This is a genomic window from Kitasatospora sp. NPDC018058 (genome assembly GCF_044327205.1).
GTDB lineage: Bacteria > Actinomycetota > Actinomycetes > Streptomycetales > Streptomycetaceae > Kitasatospora.
Window position 1 is genome coordinate 130,688 of sequence record NZ_JBIRFA010000022.1, and the last position, 16,911, is coordinate 147,598.

Sequence of the window (16,911 nt, forward strand, 5' to 3'; positions counted from 1 at the left end):
TCCAGAAGTGTGGGCGGGCGTACGCGCACGGCACGCCGGGCCACGCCGACCGCGGTGGCGTCACACGGTCGGCGGGCGGGGCGGCTTGCTGCGGTCAGGCGGCGAGTTCGCCGGCCTGGAGCTGCCAGAGGGATGCGTAGAGTCCGTGCTGGGCGAGGAGTTCGTCGTGGGTGCCCTGCTCGGCCACGACGCCGCCCTTGTCCATGACGTAGATCCGGTCCGCGTGGCGGACGGTGGAGAGCCGGTGGGCGATGATGACCATCGTCCGGTCGGCCGCGAAGCCGCGGAGCGTGCGCTGGATGGCGGCCTCGGTCTCGTTGTCCACGGCGGAGGTGGCCTCGTCGAGGATCACGACCGGTGCGTCCTTGAGGATCGCCCGGGCCAGGGCGATCCGTTGCCGTTGACCGCCCGAGAGGGCGGCACCGCGCTCGCCGATCACCGTGTCGTAGCCGTCCGGCAGCGTCGCGATGAAGGTGTGCGCCTCGGCCATCGTGGCCGCCTCGACCACGGCCTCGTCCGAGGCCCGGAAACTGCCGTAGCGGATGTTGTCGGCGATGGTGCCGTCGAAGAGGAACGGGTCCTGGGCGACGAACCCGATCGCGTGGCGCAGGTCGTGCCGCGCCAGGTCGCGCACGTCCCGACCGTCGAGCAGCACGGAGCCGAACTCCACGTCCTCGAAACGCATCAGCAGCTTGGCGATCGTGGTCTTGCCGGAGCCGGTGGCGCCGACGAGGGCGGTGGTCTGGCCGGCGGGGATGGTCAGCGAGAGGTCGTCCAGCGCCGGCGGCCGTCCCGGGTAGGCGAAGGTCACCTCGTCGAGGACGATCTCGCCCCGGACCTTCTCGGCGTCGAGCGGTCCGCCGGTGCCGTCGGCCTCGACGGGCAGGGAGCGGAGCCGCTGGACCCGGTCGTAGGAGGCGAGCGTGCGCTGGTACTGGTCGACGATGCCGCCGATCCGGTTCATCCGCAGCAGCACCATCTGGGGCAGCCCGATCAGCGGGCTGAACACCTCGAACCGGAGGGTGCCGTTGAGCACCGCGCGGCCGCCGACCAGCAGGGTGCCGGCCATCGAGGCGGTCGTGCAGGCCCGGACGGTCTCGGCGTGGCGGATCGTGCTCCGGTCGGTCTGCCGGTTGCTCTCCTGGACCGCTTCACTCAAGTCGTCGATGCGTTCGGCCTCGTAGTCCTCGGTGCAGAAGCTCTTGACGGTGGCACCGGCTTCCAGCGTGTTGACCAGCCGGCTGTGCAGCCTGGCCCGGTTCTCACCGGAGACGGCGTAGTCGGCCGCGGCCTTGTCCTGGTAGTGGAGTGACAGCCAGGCGATCACCGGGATGGGCAGGAACGCGATCCAGGCGATCTGCGGGGCCAGCAGCAGGAACGCCGGCACCAGGAGAGCCAGGCTGGTGCCCAGCTGCAGCACGTCGCTGGCCGAGCCGGCGAAGAAGGTGCCCAGCTGGCCGACGTCGTCGGTGAGCGCACCGGCGACCCGGCTGGTGCGCTCGCCCTCCAGATGCCGCAGTTCGAGGTGCTGCACGTGCCCGAACGTCCGGTTTCGCCAGTCGTGCTCGATGTCCTGGCCGAGTCGGCGCCACTGGAGGTTCGAGGTGTACGAGAGGCCCGCCACGGCGGCGCAGGCGACCGCCACCAACCCTGCCAGGCCCCAGAGTTGGGCGGAAGCGGTGGTCAGGCCGAGACTGACCAGCGGCGCGGCCTCGCCCTTGATCAGCACCAGTCCCGTCCAGCCGAGGAAGGTGCCGAGCGCCATCTCCGAGATCTGACAGGCGACCGAGAGCGCGGAGGCGCGGTAGAGCCGCTTCCGGTGCGGTCCGACGATCTCCAGCAGGGGGTGTCGTTCAGTGCCGGACCCGGACAGTTCCCTGGTGCCGTCGACCGTTCTGCGCCAGGCCTTCCGGACGACGGCCGCGGTCGCTGCCGCCACCCCGCCGAGTGCCACCAGCTGCTTGCTCAGCGCCGACCCGCGGATCAGCGCGATGCCGGCCGCCACCCCGCCGCCCACCGCGAGGACGGGACGCACGACGAGGCCGCGGTCCGGACGCGAAGCCGGGTCGGCGGCCGGCCGGACCGACGCCGTACGTCCCGTCCTGGCCGGACCCTCCGCCACCAGGGCGACCGCCCTGCGCATGATCCGACCGACGTCCGCGGCACGCACCCGCGCGTCGTGGCGGACGAGGACCCCACCGGTGATCGGGTTGGCGTGGGCCTCGGTGATCCCGGGGATGCGGCGCAGCGCCGCGGCGAGGACTCGGGCCGTCCGGGGCTGTCCGAGAACCAGCTTGACGTCCCAGCGCTGGCGGCCCGGAATGACCGAGCGTGGGCTCACGTCCACATCCGCGGAGCGGAATCCGGCTGCGGCACCCAGCAGAGATGGCATGTGTACGATCACCTGTTTGCGGAGGTCACGGGTTAATCCGTCAGCGGGCGCGTCGGAATTCTGCGCACGGCGGATTACTCCGACGGAGTGGAAAATCTGACGGGGAAATCGATGCGGCCGACAGGCCCACGGCCGACCGCCGCGTGGACACGCCTTCCGAGACCGGCCGGAAGGCGCGCCCAGGCGGCGGGCCGGGTCGCGAATCAGGGCGTCAGTGCGCCTTGCCGGCGCCGACGCCGGCACCGGCACCGGCACCGGCACCGGCGGTCGCGCGGATCTTCGGTCCCCTCGCCTCGCCCTCGGCCCGGTCGGTGACCCCGCCCCTCTCCCCGATCGAGGCCGCGCTCTCGGCGGCCCGGTGGCCGTCATCGGAGGCGATCTGCGCCGCCACCATGTCGGCAGCCACCTCGGCCGCGAGGTCGTGGATGTTCTCGCCGGCCTCATGGGCCGCCTTCTTCACCTCCAGGGCAATACCGACGGACGTCTTGACGACGCCGCGCACCAGCGGCTTGAGGAGACGCTTGGCCAGTGGCGCGACAATGAGACCGACCAGGAACGGCGGGACTACGGGCGGCATGATGCTCCAACCTCTCTACGCAGACGGATGACAGGGGACCCCGGGCACTGCGAACTCCGGAGCACGCACAGCAGGGCAGACGGAAGCACCCATTTCCGGAATTCTCGATCCGCGTGCCGGATTCCCGGCCGGGTCGAATTCCTCGTCGATGGGGTCCACCGCCCGCTCCTCCGCCACCGTAGTCGAGCCATGTCCATCGAAGCCAAACAGCCTCGACGGGTTTCACCCATGCGAGTGTCACCCATGCTCCCCACCGCTACGGATTTCGGTAAACCCACCCGACATGGGAAATTCGCGTCCGATTTACCTATTAATAGTGATCGCCGACATGACGGCTGCCGAGTTCGCGCGCCACCCTCCGACCCAGGGCGGGGAACGGCAGCGCACCACCTCCCAGCACCGCCTCATGGAAGGCCCGCACGTCGAACCCGGCGCCGAGGTCCGCTTCGGCCCGCTCCCGCAGCCGACCGAACTCCAGGAAGCCCGCGCGGTAGGAGAGCGCCTGCCCTGGCAGATCCGTCGAGTACCGCAACAGGTCCGAGCCGATCTGGCCGTCCGCCTCGGTGGAGTTGGCGCGCATGAAGTCCCGTGCCTGGGCGAGGCTCATCGTCCCGAGGTTGAGCCCGGTGTCGACGACGAGCCGCTGCGCGGTGAACCGCTCCTGCGCGAGGCGCCCGTACGCGTCCCACGGGTCCTCGTAGAGGCCCATCTCCCAGCCGAGCCCCGCCGCATACTCGGCCCAGCCCTCGTTGAACGCGCCGAACTCGGCTGTCTCACGCCGTAGTTGTGGAAGCGATCGGTCCTCCGCCTGACGGGCGAGGTGGAAGTGGTGCCCCGGCGCCAGCTCGTGATAGATCAGGGAGGCCGAACCGATCAGCGATCTCCGGTCCAGGTCCGAGCCGTTGTAGCGGTAGCGCCCGACCGGACTGGCAGCGGTCGGCGGCTCGTAGTACCCGAAGGTCATCCCCGACTCCAGTGCCGGATCCAGCCGGGCCAGCCCGTACGGCGCGGCCGGCAAGGTGGCGAACCACCGCGGCAGCAGGGGGGCCAGTCGGTCGAGGTGGCCACGGAACCGGGCCTCGACCTCCTCGGGCGTCCGGGCGTACAGCCGGGGCTCGGTCCTGAGCCGGTCGTGGAACTCGGCCTCGGGGCCCGGGAAGCCCAGGGTCGCGCGCACCTCGCGCATCCGCCCGGCCAGTTCGCGACACTGGTCGCGGCCGAGCTCGTGGAGCCGCTCGGGCGCGGTGTCGCCCCCGGTGTCGGTCCGGACGAAGTCCCGGTACGCCTCTTCGCCGTCCTCGTAGCGCGCCCAGCCGACCTCCTGCGGCACCTCTCCCCGATAGACCGGGTCATCGACGAGGGCGAGCAGCCGGTCGAAGGCCGGCGTCAACTCGGCCTCCACCAGCCGCCGTACGCCGTCCCGAAGGCGTCCGCGCTCAGCCGGCCCCAGCCCACCGAGCCGGTCGTCCGCCACCGCCACCCGCCGCGCCGCCGAGGCTCGCAGGCCCTCGACGGTGGCCCGCACGCCGGCCAGGGCCGGGGCGGGCACCCGGAAGCCGCGCGCGGCCTGCCCGACCACCTTGTCGCCGATCGAGCCGACCACCCGCGCCAGTTCGCGCACCAGCGTCACGTACCGCTCGGCGTCGGGCCGTTCGGCGAACCGGTAGGGGCCCAGGACCACGTCGACGTACAGCGACAGCGGGAACAGCCGGTACGGCGTGACGGCCGGCGTCAGCCAGTACCACCGGCGGGCCCGCAGCTCCTGCTCGGCCAGCGCCGCGAGGACGGCCGCGGTGTCGGCGTCGGCACCGGACGGCTCCGCGCCGTCGAGCGCCCGGACCCGGTCCAGCACGCCCGCGGCGAACCGTGCCCGCTCCTCGGCCTCGGCGAGCGACGCCCCCGGCAGCGTCTCGACCGGGAGTCCCTGGCGGACTCGCAGCAACGGGTCCCGCTCCAGCAGGAACTCCCAGTAACGGTCCGCCAGGTGACCGACCTCGCGACCCGGTTCGTTCGTCCTCATGCCGACATACTGGCGATGACGGACCGCCAGGTCGTCCGGTCTGCGGCACACAGGCCGCGGCATCCTTCGAAAGAGTGAATCAGGATCGCACCGCCCCCGCCGTCCACGCCGACGCCCACCGCTCACGCCAAGGCGAGAGGCGGCTCCGTTCATTCGAACACGCCTTCCCCGTGCACGAGTTGACTCGCCACCGCCAATGCCCGGTGGCACCATGACGCCATGTTCCGTCGCCCCCTGCCGGTCGCCCTGACGGCCACCATGACCGTTGCGGCCGTCGCGCTGAGCGGCTGCGGCGGCGCCGCCCGGTCCTCGACGACCACGCCCTTGGTGGACCGCGGGACCGTCCGGATCGCGACGGCCAGTGAGACCCCGAGCTTCAACCCGTACACCGCCTTCGGCTCCGCCCAGGCCCGCTACGCCTACGACTCGCTGGTCAACATCGCCGCCGACGGCACCGTGGTCACCGGCCTGGCCTCGTCCTGGCAGGCCACGACCACCACGGCCGCCTTCACCCTCCGTCCGGGCGTCACCTGCTCCGACGGCACTCCCCTCACCGCCTCGGCGGTGGCCCGCGCGCTCACCTACGCGGGCGACCCGGCCAACCAACTCGCCGGCGCCCAGACCGTCCTGCCGAACGTCCCGTTCACCGCGAAAGCCGACGACGTGACCGGCACGGTGTCGGCGACCACCACCGCCCCCTTCCCGTTCCTCACCCGCACCCTCGGCCTGCTGCCGATCGTCTGCCCCGCCGGACTCGACCGGCCCCAGTCGCTGGACCGCGCCACCCAGGGCACCGGCCCCTACGTGCTGACCCGCTACACCCCCGGCGGACCGTACGAGTTCACCGTCCGCGACGGCTACTCCTGGGGACCCGACGGGGCGACGACCGCGGCGCCCGGCCTCCCCGCGCACATCGCCGTCTCGGTGGTGCCCCAGGCCTCCACCGCGGCGAACCTGCTCCTCACCGGCGGTGTCGACATCGCGAACGTGAACGGGCCGGACCGCACCCGGCTCACCGACCACGGCCTGGCCACCACGGACGTGGCGACCGTGGTCGGGCTGACCTTCTTCAACCAGCGCCCCGGCCGGGCCCTCTCCGACCCGGCGCTGCGCCGCGCCCTGGTCTCCGCCCTCGACCGCCAGGGGCTCGCCAACGTCGCCGTCGGCGGCACGGGCGAGCCCGCCACCGACTTCGACGCCGAGGGCGCCGTCTGCCACGCCGACCTCGCCCCCGCCAACCTGCCCGCGCAGGACGCCGCCGAGGCCCTGCGCGCCGCCGGCTGGACCCGCACCGCCGACGGCCCCCTCACCAAGGACGGCCGACCGCTCCGACTGCGCCTGATCACCAGCCCTGACCTCGGCCCGACCCTGCCGTCCGTCGCCGAGCTGATGGCCCGGGAATGGACGGCGCTCGGCGCGCGGGTCGACCTGGTCACCGAGAGCCTGCCCGCCCTCGTCAACGCCATGTACCAGAGCGGCGAGTTCGACGTCGTGGTCGGCACCTCGCCGGGCTTCGCCCTGCCGGTCGGCTTCATCCCGTTCTTCTCCGGCCCCACTCCCGCCCAGGGCCTCAACTTCGCGGGCGTGACCGACCCCGCGTACGACGCGCTGGTCGCCCAGGCACTCCAGGAGACCGACACGGCCGGCTGCGGCACCTGGAACCGGGCCACCGCCGCGCTCCTCCGCTCGGCCGACGCCCTGCCGATCGCGGACGGCCGGAGCACCGTGTACGGCTACCGCACCACCTTCGCCACCACCTTCGGCGGCCAGCTCATCCCCACCAGCATCCGCCTCCACCAGTGACCGGGGGACCCACCGTGCCCGTACCCCAGCTGCTGCGGCACCCCTGGACGGCGTTCCTCGGCCGCCGCACCGCCCGGCTGCTCCTCTCCCTCGCGGTCGTGCTCACCGCGTCGTTCGCGATGATCCGCCTCGTCCCCGGCGACCCGGTCCGCGCCGCGCTCGGTGTCGACGCGGCCCCCGCCCTGGTGGCCGCCCGCAGACACCAACTCGGGCTCGACGCACCCTTCCTGTCGCAGTACCGGCACTACCTCGACGGCCTCGTCCACGGTGACCTCGGCACCTCACTGGTCACCGGGACACCGGTCGCGGAGCTGGTCCGCACCCGGCTGCCGGCCACCCTGGAAATCGCCGGCCTCGCCTTCCTGGTCACCCTCGCCGTCGCCCTGCCCGGCGGCCTGCTGGCCGCCGTCCGCACCCGCGACGGCCGGCATCCGCGCACCGAGCTCGCGTTCACCGCGGTCACCGCGGGCCTGGCCGGGGTGCCGGACTTCGTCCTGGCCGCCGGGCTCACCGCGCTGCTGGCCGTCGGCCTCCAGCTGTTCCCGGTGGCCGGTGCGGCGGGCGCCGAATCCTTCGTCCTGCCGGTCCTCGCGCTCGCCCTCGCGCCCACCGCCGTCCTGGTGCGCATCGTCCGGGTGGAGGCGCTGAAGGTGCTGAACGAGGACTACCTGCGCACCGCCCGGAGCAAACGGCTGTCCCCCGCCCGCCGCTACCTGCGGCACGTCGCGCCCAACACGGCGACCGCCGCACTCACCGTCGCCGGAAGCCTGCTGCCCGCCCTGATCGCCGGCACGGTGCTGGTCGAGAAGGTCTTCGCCTGGCCCGGCATCGGTTCGGCCATGGCACAGTCCGTGGTCACGCAGGACTACCCGGTGGTCCAGGCGATGGTGCTGCTGCTGGGCACGGCCGTGCTGCTCGCCGGCCTCCTGGTCGACGTGCTGCTGGCCGTGCTCGACCCCCGTTCGGCGATCCGGGAGATGTGACCATGCCCCGTCCACTCGGACGCCTCCGCTCGCCGATGGCCTGGGTCACGGCGGCCATGCTGACGTCGCTGGTCGTACTCGCGTTGCTCGGCCCGCTCGTCTGGGGCGCGTCGGCCGATCGCCCGGACCCCTCCGCGGTGCTCCAGGGCCCGTCCGTGGCACACCCGTTCGGTACCGACAACCTCGGCCGGGACCTGCTCGCCCGGGTCCTGACGGCCACCCGACCCTCCCTGCTGCTCGCGCTGGCGGCGGTCCTGCTCGGCGCGACCGCGGGAGTCCTCCTCGGGGCGTCCACCGCCGTCCTCGCTCCCCGCGCCCGCCGGCTGGTCGCCGGGCTGATCAACCTCCTGCTCGCCTTCCCCGCGCTCCTGGTCGCGATGTTCCTCGCCGTCGTGTTCGGTGCGGGCGCCGGCGGGGCGATGCTCGCCCTCGCCGTCGCCGGCGTTCCCGGATTCGCCCGGCTCGCCCAGACCCTCGCGGCCGGTGTGGCGGGCACCGACCACCTGGCCGCGGCCCGGGTCCTCGGCCTGCGTCGGCACCGGTTGCTGTGGCGCCACGTCCTGCCCAACATCGCCGAACCGCTGCTGCTGAGCACCACCACGGCGGCGGGCACCGCCCTCATCGCGCTCTCCGGGCTGAGCTTCCTCGGCCTCGGCGTCCAACCGCCCGGCTACGACTGGGGGCAGCTGCTCAACCAGGGGCTCGACCGCATCTACGCCGACCCCCTCCCCGCCCTCGCCCCGGGTCTGGCCATCCTCTACGCGGCCCTGGCCTTCCAGCTGCTCGGCGAGGTCCTGGCCGGCGGCGTCGCCCGGCGCGGCCCGGCGCCACGTACGACCGCGCCCCCGCTCGCCCCCAGCGGGCCCGCCGAGGACGGCCTGGTGCTCCAGGTCGAGGACCTCGGCGTCGAACTCCCCACTCCGGACGGGGTGATCCGGCCGGTGCGCGGGGTGAGCCTCTCGCTGCGGCCGGGCGAGATCGTCGGACTCGTCGGCGAGTCGGGTTCGGGCAAGTCGCTCACCGCGCTCGCCATCGCCGACCTGCTCCCGGAGGGTGCCTGGGTGTCCCGGCGCACCCTCCGCCTGCTCGGCGCCGACCTCGCCGCCATGACACCGAAGGAGCGGGACCATCACCTCGCGACGGGCCTGGCGATGATCTTCCAGAACCCGGCGTCGGCGCTCAACCCGTCCCTGCGGGTCGCCACCCAGCTCACCGAGACCGTCCGGGTCCATCGCGGCGCGAGCCGCGCTCAGGCCACGTCGGAGGCCTCCGACGCCCTGCGTCGGGTCGCCCTCCCCCCCGCCGTGTCGCGCTCCCGCCCTCACCAGCTCTCCGGCGGCCAGCGCCAGCGGGTGATGATCGCGTCCGGGCTGATGGTGCGGCCGAGCCTGATCATCGCCGACGAGCCCACCACCGCGCTCGACGTCACCGTGCAGCGGCAGATCACCCGGCTCCTGTCCGAGATCCGGCGGGACACCTCCGCCGCGATCCTGTTCATCAGTCACGACATCGCGCTCGTGGGCGAGTTCTGCGAACGGGTCCTGGTGATGTACGCGGGCACCGTCGTCGAGACCCTGCCCGCCGACCGACTCGCCGCCGGCACCCGGCACCCCTACACCCGCGCGCTGGTCGAGTCGGTGCCGGACCTCACCGCGGACCGCGACCGGCCGCTGCCGACCGTCTCGGGCGCGCCGCCCGACCCGCTCACACCTGCCCCGGGCTGTCCGTTCGAGCCCCGCTGCCCGCGCCGCCGGGACCACTGTGCCGAGCAGGCCCCACCGCTGGAGGACCTCGATGCCGACCACCGGGTCGCATGCTGGTATCCGGTACCGGTGACGGCGAACCCGGAGACGGCGGTCGCGTCATGACCGCCCTTCAGGTCTCCGATCTCACCGTCCGCCATCCCGGTCCACGCGGCCCCGTCACCGTCGTGGACGGCGTCTCGTTGGAGATCCCGTCCGGCACCACGCTCGGGCTCGTGGGCGAGTCCGGCTCCGGGAAGTCGAGCCTGGCCCGCGCGATCGTCGGCCTCGGCCCCTTGCACGGGGGCCGGGTCCTGCTCGACGGCCAGGAGGTCCGCATCCGCACCGTCCGCGACCGGCGCCGGCTCGGCCGCCTGGTCCAGGTCGTCCTCCAGGACCCGGACACCGCGCTGGACCCCCGGATGACGGTCCGCCGGACGCTCGTCGAAGCGGCCACCGTTTTCCACCGACTCGACCGGCCCGCCCGTGCCGCGCGCGTCGCCGCCCTGCTCGGCCTCGTCGGCCTGGATCCCCGGCTCGCCGACCGCCTGCCGCGACAGCTCTCCGGCGGCCAGCGACAGCGGGTCGCCATCGCCCGGGCCCTGGCCGTCGAACCCGGCCTGCTGATCGCCGACGAGATCACCTCGGCGCTCGACGTCTCGGTGCAGGCCGCCGTCCTCAACACGATCCGCGAACTCCAGCGCGAGCTGGGCCTGTCCATGCTGTTCATCGGCCACAACCTGCCGGCGGTCTGCCACGTCTCCGACGTGGTGGCGGTCATGCGGCACGGCCGGATCGTCGAGACCGCCCCCACCGGCGCCCTCCTGCGCATCCCGCGGCACCCGTACACCCGGACCCTGCTCGCCGCCGTGCCGAGCCTGCGCACACCCCCGCCCGATCGGAGGCCGGCATGACCGTCGTCCGACCGGACGCGGTGGTCGTCGGAGCCGGGGTGATCGGCGCCGCCATCGCCCTCGAACTCGCCCGCACCGGGCGGCAGGTGGTCGTCGTGGACAAGGCGGGCGCCGCCGGCCACGGCTCCACCAGCGCCTCCAGCGCGATCATCCGGTTCAACTACTCCACCGTCGACGGCGTCGCCACGGCCTGGGAGGCCCAGCACCTCTGGACGTCCTGGCCCGAGCACCTTCGGCTCACCGGCCGCCGCCCGCTCGCCGCCTTCCACCGCACCGGCGCCGTGCTGCTCGACTCCCCCGCTGTCGCACCGTCCGAGGTCACCGCCTTGTTCGACCGCGCCGGCGTCCCGTACGAACGGTGGGACACCCCGACCCTGCGCGGGCGCCTCCCCGGGATCGATCCCGGGCGGTACTGGCCTCCGAAACCGGTGGACGACGACGCCTTCTTCGTCGGCCCGGCCGGGGAGCTCGGCGCCCTGTTCACCCCGGACGCCGGGTTCGTCGACGACCCGCAGCTCGCCGCCCAGAACCTCGCCGACGCGGCGGGCGAGCTGGGCACACGCTTCCTGTTCCACCACACCGTGGTGGCCGTCGACCGGCACGCGAACCGGGTGACGGGCATCCGTCTCGCCGACGGCGCACGGATCGCCGCACCGGTCGTGGTCAACGCCGCCGGTCCGTGGTCAGGCGGCCTCAACCGGCTGGCGGGGGTCGGGAGGGACTTCACGATCGGCGTGCGCCCGCTGCGCGAGGAGGTCCACCAGGTCGCCGCACCGAGCGGCCACGCCGGCCCCGGCCCCGTGGTCGCCGACCTCGACCTCGGCACCTACCTGCGCCCCGCCTCCGGCGGGCACCTCCTGGTCGGCGGCACCGAGCCGGATTGCGACCCGCCCGAGTGGATCGACGATCCGGACGAGGCCGACCCCCGCCCCAGCGCCCACCGCTTCCGCACCCAGGTGACCCGGGCCTCGCGCCGCTTCCCGGCGATCGGCGTCCCCAACCGGCCGCTCGGGGTCGCGGGGGTGTACGACGTCGCCGACGACTGGACCCCGATCTACGACCGCACCGCCCTCGACGGCTACTACGTCGCCATGGGCACCAGCGGCAACCAGTTCAAGAACGCCCCGCTGGTGGGCCGCTTCCTCGCGATCCTGATCGACCTGGTCGAAGCCGGCCACGACCACGACGGCGACCCGGTCCGCTACCGCTGCGAACACACCGGCAACGTCGTGGACCTGGGCTCCTTCTCCCGCCGACGCCCGGTCCGGGCCGGCTCCGCGCGCACGGTCATGGGCTGATCGGCGGACGGTCAACGGCTGATCACCCGCAGCTCCCGCACCAGGTCCTCGACCACGCCGACCACGAACTCGGGCGCCTCGTGCGGGAAGTCGTGGCCCGTCCCCTCCGGCGTGTGCACCAGCCGTGACGCCGTCGACGCCGCCAGGTACCGAACCCTGCTGCGGAGATAGAAGCGGCTGATCCGCTCGGCCTCGACCGCGTCCCGGGCCCCGGCCAGCACCCCCTCACCGCCCGTGAGATCCCGGGGTATCACCAGCACCAGCGGGAGGTCTCCGAGATCCCCGTCGTACACCACGGTCTCCCAGCCGACTCTCGCCAACCCGGACGGCGACAGCTCAGCGAAGATCGACGCGGCGGCGCAGCCCTGCCCGGCCCGGCCGCCGGAGCCGCGGTGCGCACCGAACAGCTGCCGCACCGCCGTCAGCAGGAAACCGCGACGCATCCCCGCGAGCCGTCGGTTGGGCGGCGCGAAGGCGATGACCTCCAGGGGCGTCGGGTCCAGCAGCACGAGCCCGGCCACCAGATCCGGCCGGCGCCTGGCCACGTTCGCGACCAGCAACCCGCCGAAGGAATGACCGACGAGCACGAAGGGGGCCCGTTCCCCCGCCCCCTCCAGCGCCGCCAGCAGCTCCTCCGCCTCGCCCGCCGTCGTCCTCGGGAAGGGCCCGACGTCACTCCAACCCGTTCCGAACCGGTCGACCAGCACCGAGCGCGTCCGGGCCGCCAGCATCGTGTGCAGCTCCCGGAAGTCCTGACCTGGCGCGTGTCCGCCGGGCATCCACACCACGGTCGGCCCGCCGTCCGCCTCCCCCTCGGCGAGGACGTGCATCCGGTGACCACCCACATCGACCAGCCGCCCTGGCGGCGGATTCTCCCGCCCCTCGCGGGCCACCAGCATCAGGTGACGAACGGCCCCGGCCAGCAGCACCGCACCGAAAGCCACCGTCAGGCCACCGAGCGCCACCGCCCAGGCCGCCCCCACCCCGACGAGTCCGCCGCCCACTCCTGCCGCCACCAGCGCGACCGGCACTCCTGCCCAGTCCCGGCTCAGCAGTGCGAACAAGGAGTTCGCCACCCGCCCGTCCCGTCGCATCGGCCCTCCGCGACCGCAGCCCGACAACTGCCCCCTGTCCGTCTTCTTCCCCCAACTGCTCGCGCCCTCACCCCGCCACCGCTCGAGTACGCGTCGCGCACGCCCGAGGATCCTGGGTCATCGCCGGGGGCGGCAGGATGCGAACCGCACGCCGAGGCGGCCTCGACACCGGCTACGCGCGCGGGGCTGCGCCGGTCGACTGACGGCCGGGCGTCGCCCGATCGACCGATCGACCGATCGGTCCGTACCCCTGGTCCCGGCTCCGCGGCCGGTCGAGGATAGCGGCATGGGTGTCGACGACTCGGGTACCGGGCTGCTGGTGACGAACGTGCGCGTCTTCGACGGGATCGGCGGGGAGGCGGTGCCGGGACACGTCCGCATCGAACGGGACAGGATCGCGGAGGTGCTCCTGGACCGCCCCCTCCCGCGCAGCGCCCCTCAAGGGGCGACGGTGCTCGACGGCGGGGGCCGCACGCTCATCCCGGGACTCACCGACGCACACGTCCACCTGTTCGCGATCGGCGGCACCATGGCGGAGCTGCAGCTCGCGCCGACCGGCACCGTCTACTACCAGGCCCTGGCCGCGGCCCGCGACATGCTGATGCGCGGCTTCACCACGGTGCGGGACATGGCCGGCGACACCGAGCCGCTGCGGCGGGTCCTCGACCGCGGGCTGTTCCCGGGTCCACGGATCTACCCGAGCCAGGCGGCCGTCTCCCAAACCGCCGGCCACGGCGACTTCGGGACGGTCTACGACGCCCCGACCGCCCTGGGCGGACCGCCGGCCCGATCCGAACAGATCGGCTTCACCCGGGTGGCCGACGGACCGGAGCGGGTGCTCGCGGCAGTGCGCGAGCAGCTGAGGAAGGGCGCCGCGCAGATCAAGCTGATGGCCGGCGGCGGCGTCATCTCCGAGTACGACCCGCTGGACGTGCTGCAGTTCACCCCTGCGGAACTGGAGGCGGCGGTCGCCGCGGCCTCCGACTGGGGTACCTATGTGACCGTGCACGTCTACACCTCCGAAGGCGTGCGCCGCGCGGTGGAGGCCGGGGTGCGCTGCATCGAGCACGGGCACCTCGTCGACGAGGACACGATCCGCTACCTCGCGGAGAAGGGCGTCTGGCTGAGCACCCAGCCGTTCGAGGTCGACGACCACCACTACGCCTCCCCGGACAGCGACCGCAAGAACCGCGAGGTATGCGAAGGCGTCGCCCGCGTCTTCGCCTGGGCACGTGAACACGGCGTCCGACTGGCCTTCGGCACCGACCTGGTACTCGACCCCGGGAAAGCCCACCGACAGAACGAGATGCTGGTGCGACTCGGCACCCGCCTCGGCCCGGTGGAGGCCCTGAGGACCGCCACCTCCGGCAACGCCGAGCTGTTCCGCCTGTCCGGCCGCCGCGACCCCTACGGCGCGGCGCCGCTCGGGGTCATCGCCCCGGGAGCATGGGCCGACCTCCTGGTCGTCGACGACGACCCGACCGCCGACCTCTCCGTCCTCGCCGATCCCGAACGCAGTCTGCGCCTCATCGTCAAAGGCGGCGTCGTCCACAAGAACGCGCTCGGCTGACCCCTCCCGTCCGTCGCCGGCCTCACCCCGCCCCGGGGAGGCGCAGGAGCAGCACGGCGAGGTCGTCGTGGAGGTCTCCCGGGCGGGCCTCGACCAGGGCCGTCCCGAGTTCGTCCAGTGGCCGGTCCGCCAGGGAGGCGGCGGTCGCGGCAACGGCTTGCAGCCCGGCGTCCAGGGAGAGGGCGGGATGCTCGACGAGGCCGTCGGTGAACATCACCAGGGTGGCTCGGGGCGGGAGGGTCCGTGCGTGGTCGAGGCGCGGCAGGCTCGGGTCGACGCCGATCGGCAGGTCGGGGTCGGTGGCCAGGTAGCGGGCGGTGCCGTCCCAGGTGACGAGCAGGGGTGGCAGGTGGCCGGCGTTGCTCCAGTGCAGCGTCCACGTCCCGCCGCGTGGTTCCAGCCGGGTTAGGCAGACGGTGGCCATCGGAACGTCGGGGAGGTCGTGGACGGCCTGGTCGAGCCGGGTGAGGATCTCGCTGGGCGGCACGGCCCCGTCGTGGGCCAGCGCGCGCAGCATGTTGCGCACCTGCGACATGACGGCGGCGGCGCTCAGGTCGTGGCCGGCCACGTCTCCGATGACCGCGGTCCGGGTGCCGTCGGGCAGGGCCAGCGCGTCGTACCAGTCGCCGCCGAGCAGAGCAGGCTCGGTGGCGGGCCGGTAGTCGGCCCAGCCGACGAGCGGGGCCAGCGTGGGCAGGACCGGGAGCAGCAGCCGCTGGAACTGCTCGGCACTGACGCGCAGGCGGCTGTAGAGGCGGGCGTTCTCGATCGCCACGCCGGCGGCTCCGGCCAGGGCGGTGATCAGGGCTTCGTCGTCGACGTCGAACGGTTCGCCGTCGTGTTTGTCGGCGAGGTACAGGTTGCCGTAGATGCGGCCGCGGACGCTGATGGCGACGCCGAGCAGGGTCCGCATGGGCGGATGGCCCGGTGGGAAGCCGCCCGCGTCGGGGTGGGCGGCGAGGTCGTCGATGCGCAGCGGCCGCGGGTCGTGGATCAGGCGGCCGAGCAGCCCGCGGCCGGTGGGCAGGTCGACTCCGGCCAGGCGGGCGCGCTGCCGGTCGTCCAGGCCCACGGGGACGAAGTCGGCCAGCCGGGTGCCGTCCTCGTCGAGGACGCCGAGTGCCCCGTAACGGGCCCCGGCCAGGTCCATCGCGGTTGTCACGATCCGGCGTAGCACCACCGGGAGTTCGAGGTCGCGGCTGATCGCGAGGACGGCCTGTAGCAGGCCGGTCATCCGGCCGCGGGCGTCGGCCAGCTCGCGCAGCTGTTTCTCCAGCTCGTCGATCCCGGCCGGAGTCCTGCCGCCACCGGTGTGCTCCGCGTCCCAGCGACCCATCGGGCCCGTCCTTCCGCCGTGACCGGCCGGCGCGGCCGGACCGGGCGTCTCGGAAGACCTGTCTCCGGTGATCAACGATACCGGCCCGCGCCGACGGAGGAGTGGCCGCGCCCGCGCCGGTCTCCTGGACGACGGGCCGGTGTGCCCGCAAGGCCGCGACCTGTGCGGACGAGGTACCCGCACCCGCGGTGCCCGCGCTCCGGGCTACAGCAGCATCGCCTCGAACTGGAACTCCGGTGCGGTCAGCGGTTGCTCGGACCAGATGACCTTGCCGCGGGCCGTGTACCTGGTCCCCCACCGCTCGGCCAGCTGGGCCACCAGGAACAGGCCCCGGCCGCCCTCGTCCGTGGTGGCGGCGTAGCGCAGGTGGGGGGCGGTGCTGCTGCTGTCGGAGACCTCGCAGACCAGGCTGGTGTCGCGCAGCATGCGGACGCGGATGGGCGCGGCGCCGTAGCGGATGGCGTTGGTGATCAGTTCGCTGAGGATCAGTTCGGTGGTGAAGGTCAGGTCCTCCAGGCCCCAGGTGGTCAGCTGGTCGGAGCATGCGTTGCGGATGCGGGAGACGGCGGCGAAGTCGTGGGGTACGTCCCAGGTGGCCACCTGGTCGGGTTCGAACAGGCGGGTGCGGGCGATGAGGAGGGCGATGTCGTCGCTCGGGTGTGGCGGGACCAGCGCGTCGAAAACGGCCCGGCAGGTCTCCTCCGGGGATCCGTCGGCATGGGCCTGCGCCAGGGAACGGCACAACGTGGCGAGTCCGTTGTCCAGGTCGCGGTCGCGGCTGGTGACGAGTCCGTCGGTGTAGAGGACCAGTGCGGTGCCGGGTGCCAGCTGGAGTTCGGCGGCTTCGAAGGGCAGGCCGCCCACGCCGAGCGGCGGGCCGGTGGGCAGGTCGACGAACTCCACGCTGCCGTCGGTCTGCACCAGCGCGGGCGGGGGGTGGCCCGCCAGTGCCATGGTGCAGTGTCCGGAGACCGGATCGTAGACCGCGTACAGGCAGGTGGCGCCCGTGACGCCGGCTGTCTCCTCGTCCTCGGTGGTCCCGCCGTGGTCGAGGTGGGTGACCAGTTCGTCGAGGCGGGCGAGCAGTTCGTCCGGGGGCAGGTCGAGGGCGGAGAAGTTGAGCACGGCGGTGCGCAGGCGGCCCATGGTGGCGGCGGCGTGCAGGCCGTGGCCGACGACGTC

At 73.4% G+C, this 16,911-nt stretch carries 12 protein-coding genes; 6 read left to right on the forward strand and 6 right to left on the reverse strand.

Annotated features, from left to right (window positions below):
• Nucleotides 1–94 precede the first annotated feature (94 nt).
• The 3 genes from ACH4E7_RS28540 to ACH4E7_RS28550 form a co-directional block, all read right to left on the reverse strand.
• Complete coding sequence (locus ACH4E7_RS28540; protein ID WP_396251925.1) at nt 95–2,341, reverse strand: ATP-binding cassette domain-containing protein; 2,247 nt, start codon at nt 2,339–2,341, stop codon at nt 95–97.
• Between the two features lie 262 nt (nt 2,342–2,603).
• Nucleotides 2,604–2,969, reverse strand: a complete 366-nt coding sequence (locus ACH4E7_RS28545) for a DUF5132 domain-containing protein (protein WP_396251926.1) — start codon at nt 2,967–2,969, stop codon at nt 2,604–2,606.
• Nucleotides 2,970–3,279: 310 nt separating this feature from the next.
• A complete protein-coding gene (locus ACH4E7_RS28550) occupies nt 3,280–4,989 on the reverse strand; it encodes a DUF885 domain-containing protein (protein WP_396251927.1) in 1,710 nt (569 codons plus the stop codon).
• 219 nt (nt 4,990–5,208) lie between these two features.
• Between ACH4E7_RS28550 and ACH4E7_RS28555 the strand changes: the two genes are divergently transcribed.
• Genes ACH4E7_RS28555 through ACH4E7_RS28575 form a run of 5 tightly spaced genes read left to right on the forward strand, consistent with a single transcriptional unit; the run spans nt 5,209 to nt 11,729 of the window.
• Nucleotides 5,209–6,792, forward strand: a complete 1,584-nt coding sequence (locus tag ACH4E7_RS28555; RefSeq protein ID WP_396251928.1) for an ABC transporter substrate-binding protein — start codon at nt 5,209–5,211, stop codon at nt 6,790–6,792.
• A gap of 14 nt (nt 6,793–6,806) precedes the next feature.
• Nucleotides 6,807–7,775 carry an ABC transporter permease gene (locus ACH4E7_RS28560; RefSeq protein WP_396251929.1) on the forward strand — a complete coding sequence of 323 codons (969 nt, stop codon included), beginning with the start codon at nt 6,807–6,809 and terminating at the stop codon, nt 7,773–7,775.
• 2 nt (nt 7,776–7,777) lie between these two features.
• The gene (locus ACH4E7_RS28565; protein WP_396251930.1) at nt 7,778–9,643 is read left to right on the forward strand and encodes a dipeptide/oligopeptide/nickel ABC transporter permease/ATP-binding protein; all 1,866 of its coding nucleotides are present in this window, start codon (nt 7,778–7,780) and stop codon (nt 9,641–9,643) included.
• Nucleotides 9,640–10,431: an ABC transporter ATP-binding protein gene (locus ACH4E7_RS28570; protein WP_396251931.1), complete on the forward strand. Its 792-nt coding sequence runs from the start codon at nt 9,640–9,642 to the stop codon at nt 10,429–10,431. The genes ACH4E7_RS28565 and ACH4E7_RS28570 overlap by 4 nt, the downstream gene beginning before the upstream one ends.
• Nucleotides 10,428–11,729 carry an NAD(P)/FAD-dependent oxidoreductase gene (locus tag ACH4E7_RS28575; protein ID WP_396251932.1) on the forward strand — a complete coding sequence of 434 codons (1,302 nt, stop codon included), beginning with the start codon at nt 10,428–10,430 and terminating at the stop codon, nt 11,727–11,729. Before ACH4E7_RS28570 ends, ACH4E7_RS28575 begins: the two co-directional genes overlap by 4 nt.
• Nucleotides 11,730–11,740: 11 nt before the next feature.
• On the opposite strand, the gene ACH4E7_RS28580 is transcribed toward ACH4E7_RS28575, so the two are convergent.
• On the reverse strand, nt 11,741–12,805 hold the full coding sequence (locus tag ACH4E7_RS28580) for an alpha/beta fold hydrolase (protein ID WP_396251933.1): 1,065 nt from the start codon (nt 12,803–12,805) through the stop codon (nt 11,741–11,743).
• Between the two features lie 304 nt (nt 12,806–13,109).
• Between ACH4E7_RS28580 and ACH4E7_RS28585 the strand changes: the two genes are divergently transcribed.
• On the forward strand, nt 13,110–14,393 hold the full coding sequence (locus tag ACH4E7_RS28585) for an amidohydrolase family protein (RefSeq protein ID WP_396251934.1): 1,284 nt from the start codon (nt 13,110–13,112) through the stop codon (nt 14,391–14,393).
• Nucleotides 14,394–14,415: 22 nt separating this feature from the next.
• Here the strand turns inward: ACH4E7_RS28585 and ACH4E7_RS28590 are convergent, their stop codons facing one another.
• Together ACH4E7_RS28590 and ACH4E7_RS28595 are read right to left on the reverse strand one after the other, a co-directional pair.
• A complete protein-coding gene (locus ACH4E7_RS28590) occupies nt 14,416–15,729 on the reverse strand; it encodes a PP2C family protein-serine/threonine phosphatase (RefSeq protein WP_396251935.1) in 1,314 nt (437 codons plus the stop codon).
• Nucleotides 15,730–15,933: 204 nt separating this feature from the next.
• Nucleotides 15,934–16,911: SpoIIE family protein phosphatase (locus ACH4E7_RS28595; protein ID WP_396251936.1), on the reverse strand; the 978-nt coding region annotated here is incomplete at its 5' end.

Coding starts and splice junctions, on each gene's coding strand:
- ACH4E7_RS28565 (WP_396251930.1), top strand. CDS start 7,778: ATGCCCCGTCCACTCGGACGCCTCCGCTCGCCGATGGCCTGGGTCACG.
- ACH4E7_RS28555 (WP_396251928.1), top strand. CDS start 5,209: ATGTTCCGTCGCCCCCTGCCGGTCGCCCTGACGGCCACCATGACCGTT.
- ACH4E7_RS28545 (WP_396251926.1), bottom strand. CDS start 2,969: ATGCCGCCCGTAGTCCCGCCGTTCCTGGTCGGTCTCATTGTCGCGCCA.
- ACH4E7_RS28585 (WP_396251934.1), top strand. CDS start 13,110: ATGGGTGTCGACGACTCGGGTACCGGGCTGCTGGTGACGAACGTGCGC.
- ACH4E7_RS28570 (WP_396251931.1), top strand. CDS start 9,640: ATGACCGCCCTTCAGGTCTCCGATCTCACCGTCCGCCATCCCGGTCCA.
- ACH4E7_RS28575 (WP_396251932.1), top strand. CDS start 10,428: ATGACCGTCGTCCGACCGGACGCGGTGGTCGTCGGAGCCGGGGTGATC.
- ACH4E7_RS28590 (WP_396251935.1), bottom strand. CDS start 15,729: ATGGGTCGCTGGGACGCGGAGCACACCGGTGGCGGCAGGACTCCGGCC.
- ACH4E7_RS28550 (WP_396251927.1), bottom strand. CDS start 4,989: ATGAGGACGAACGAACCGGGTCGCGAGGTCGGTCACCTGGCGGACCGT.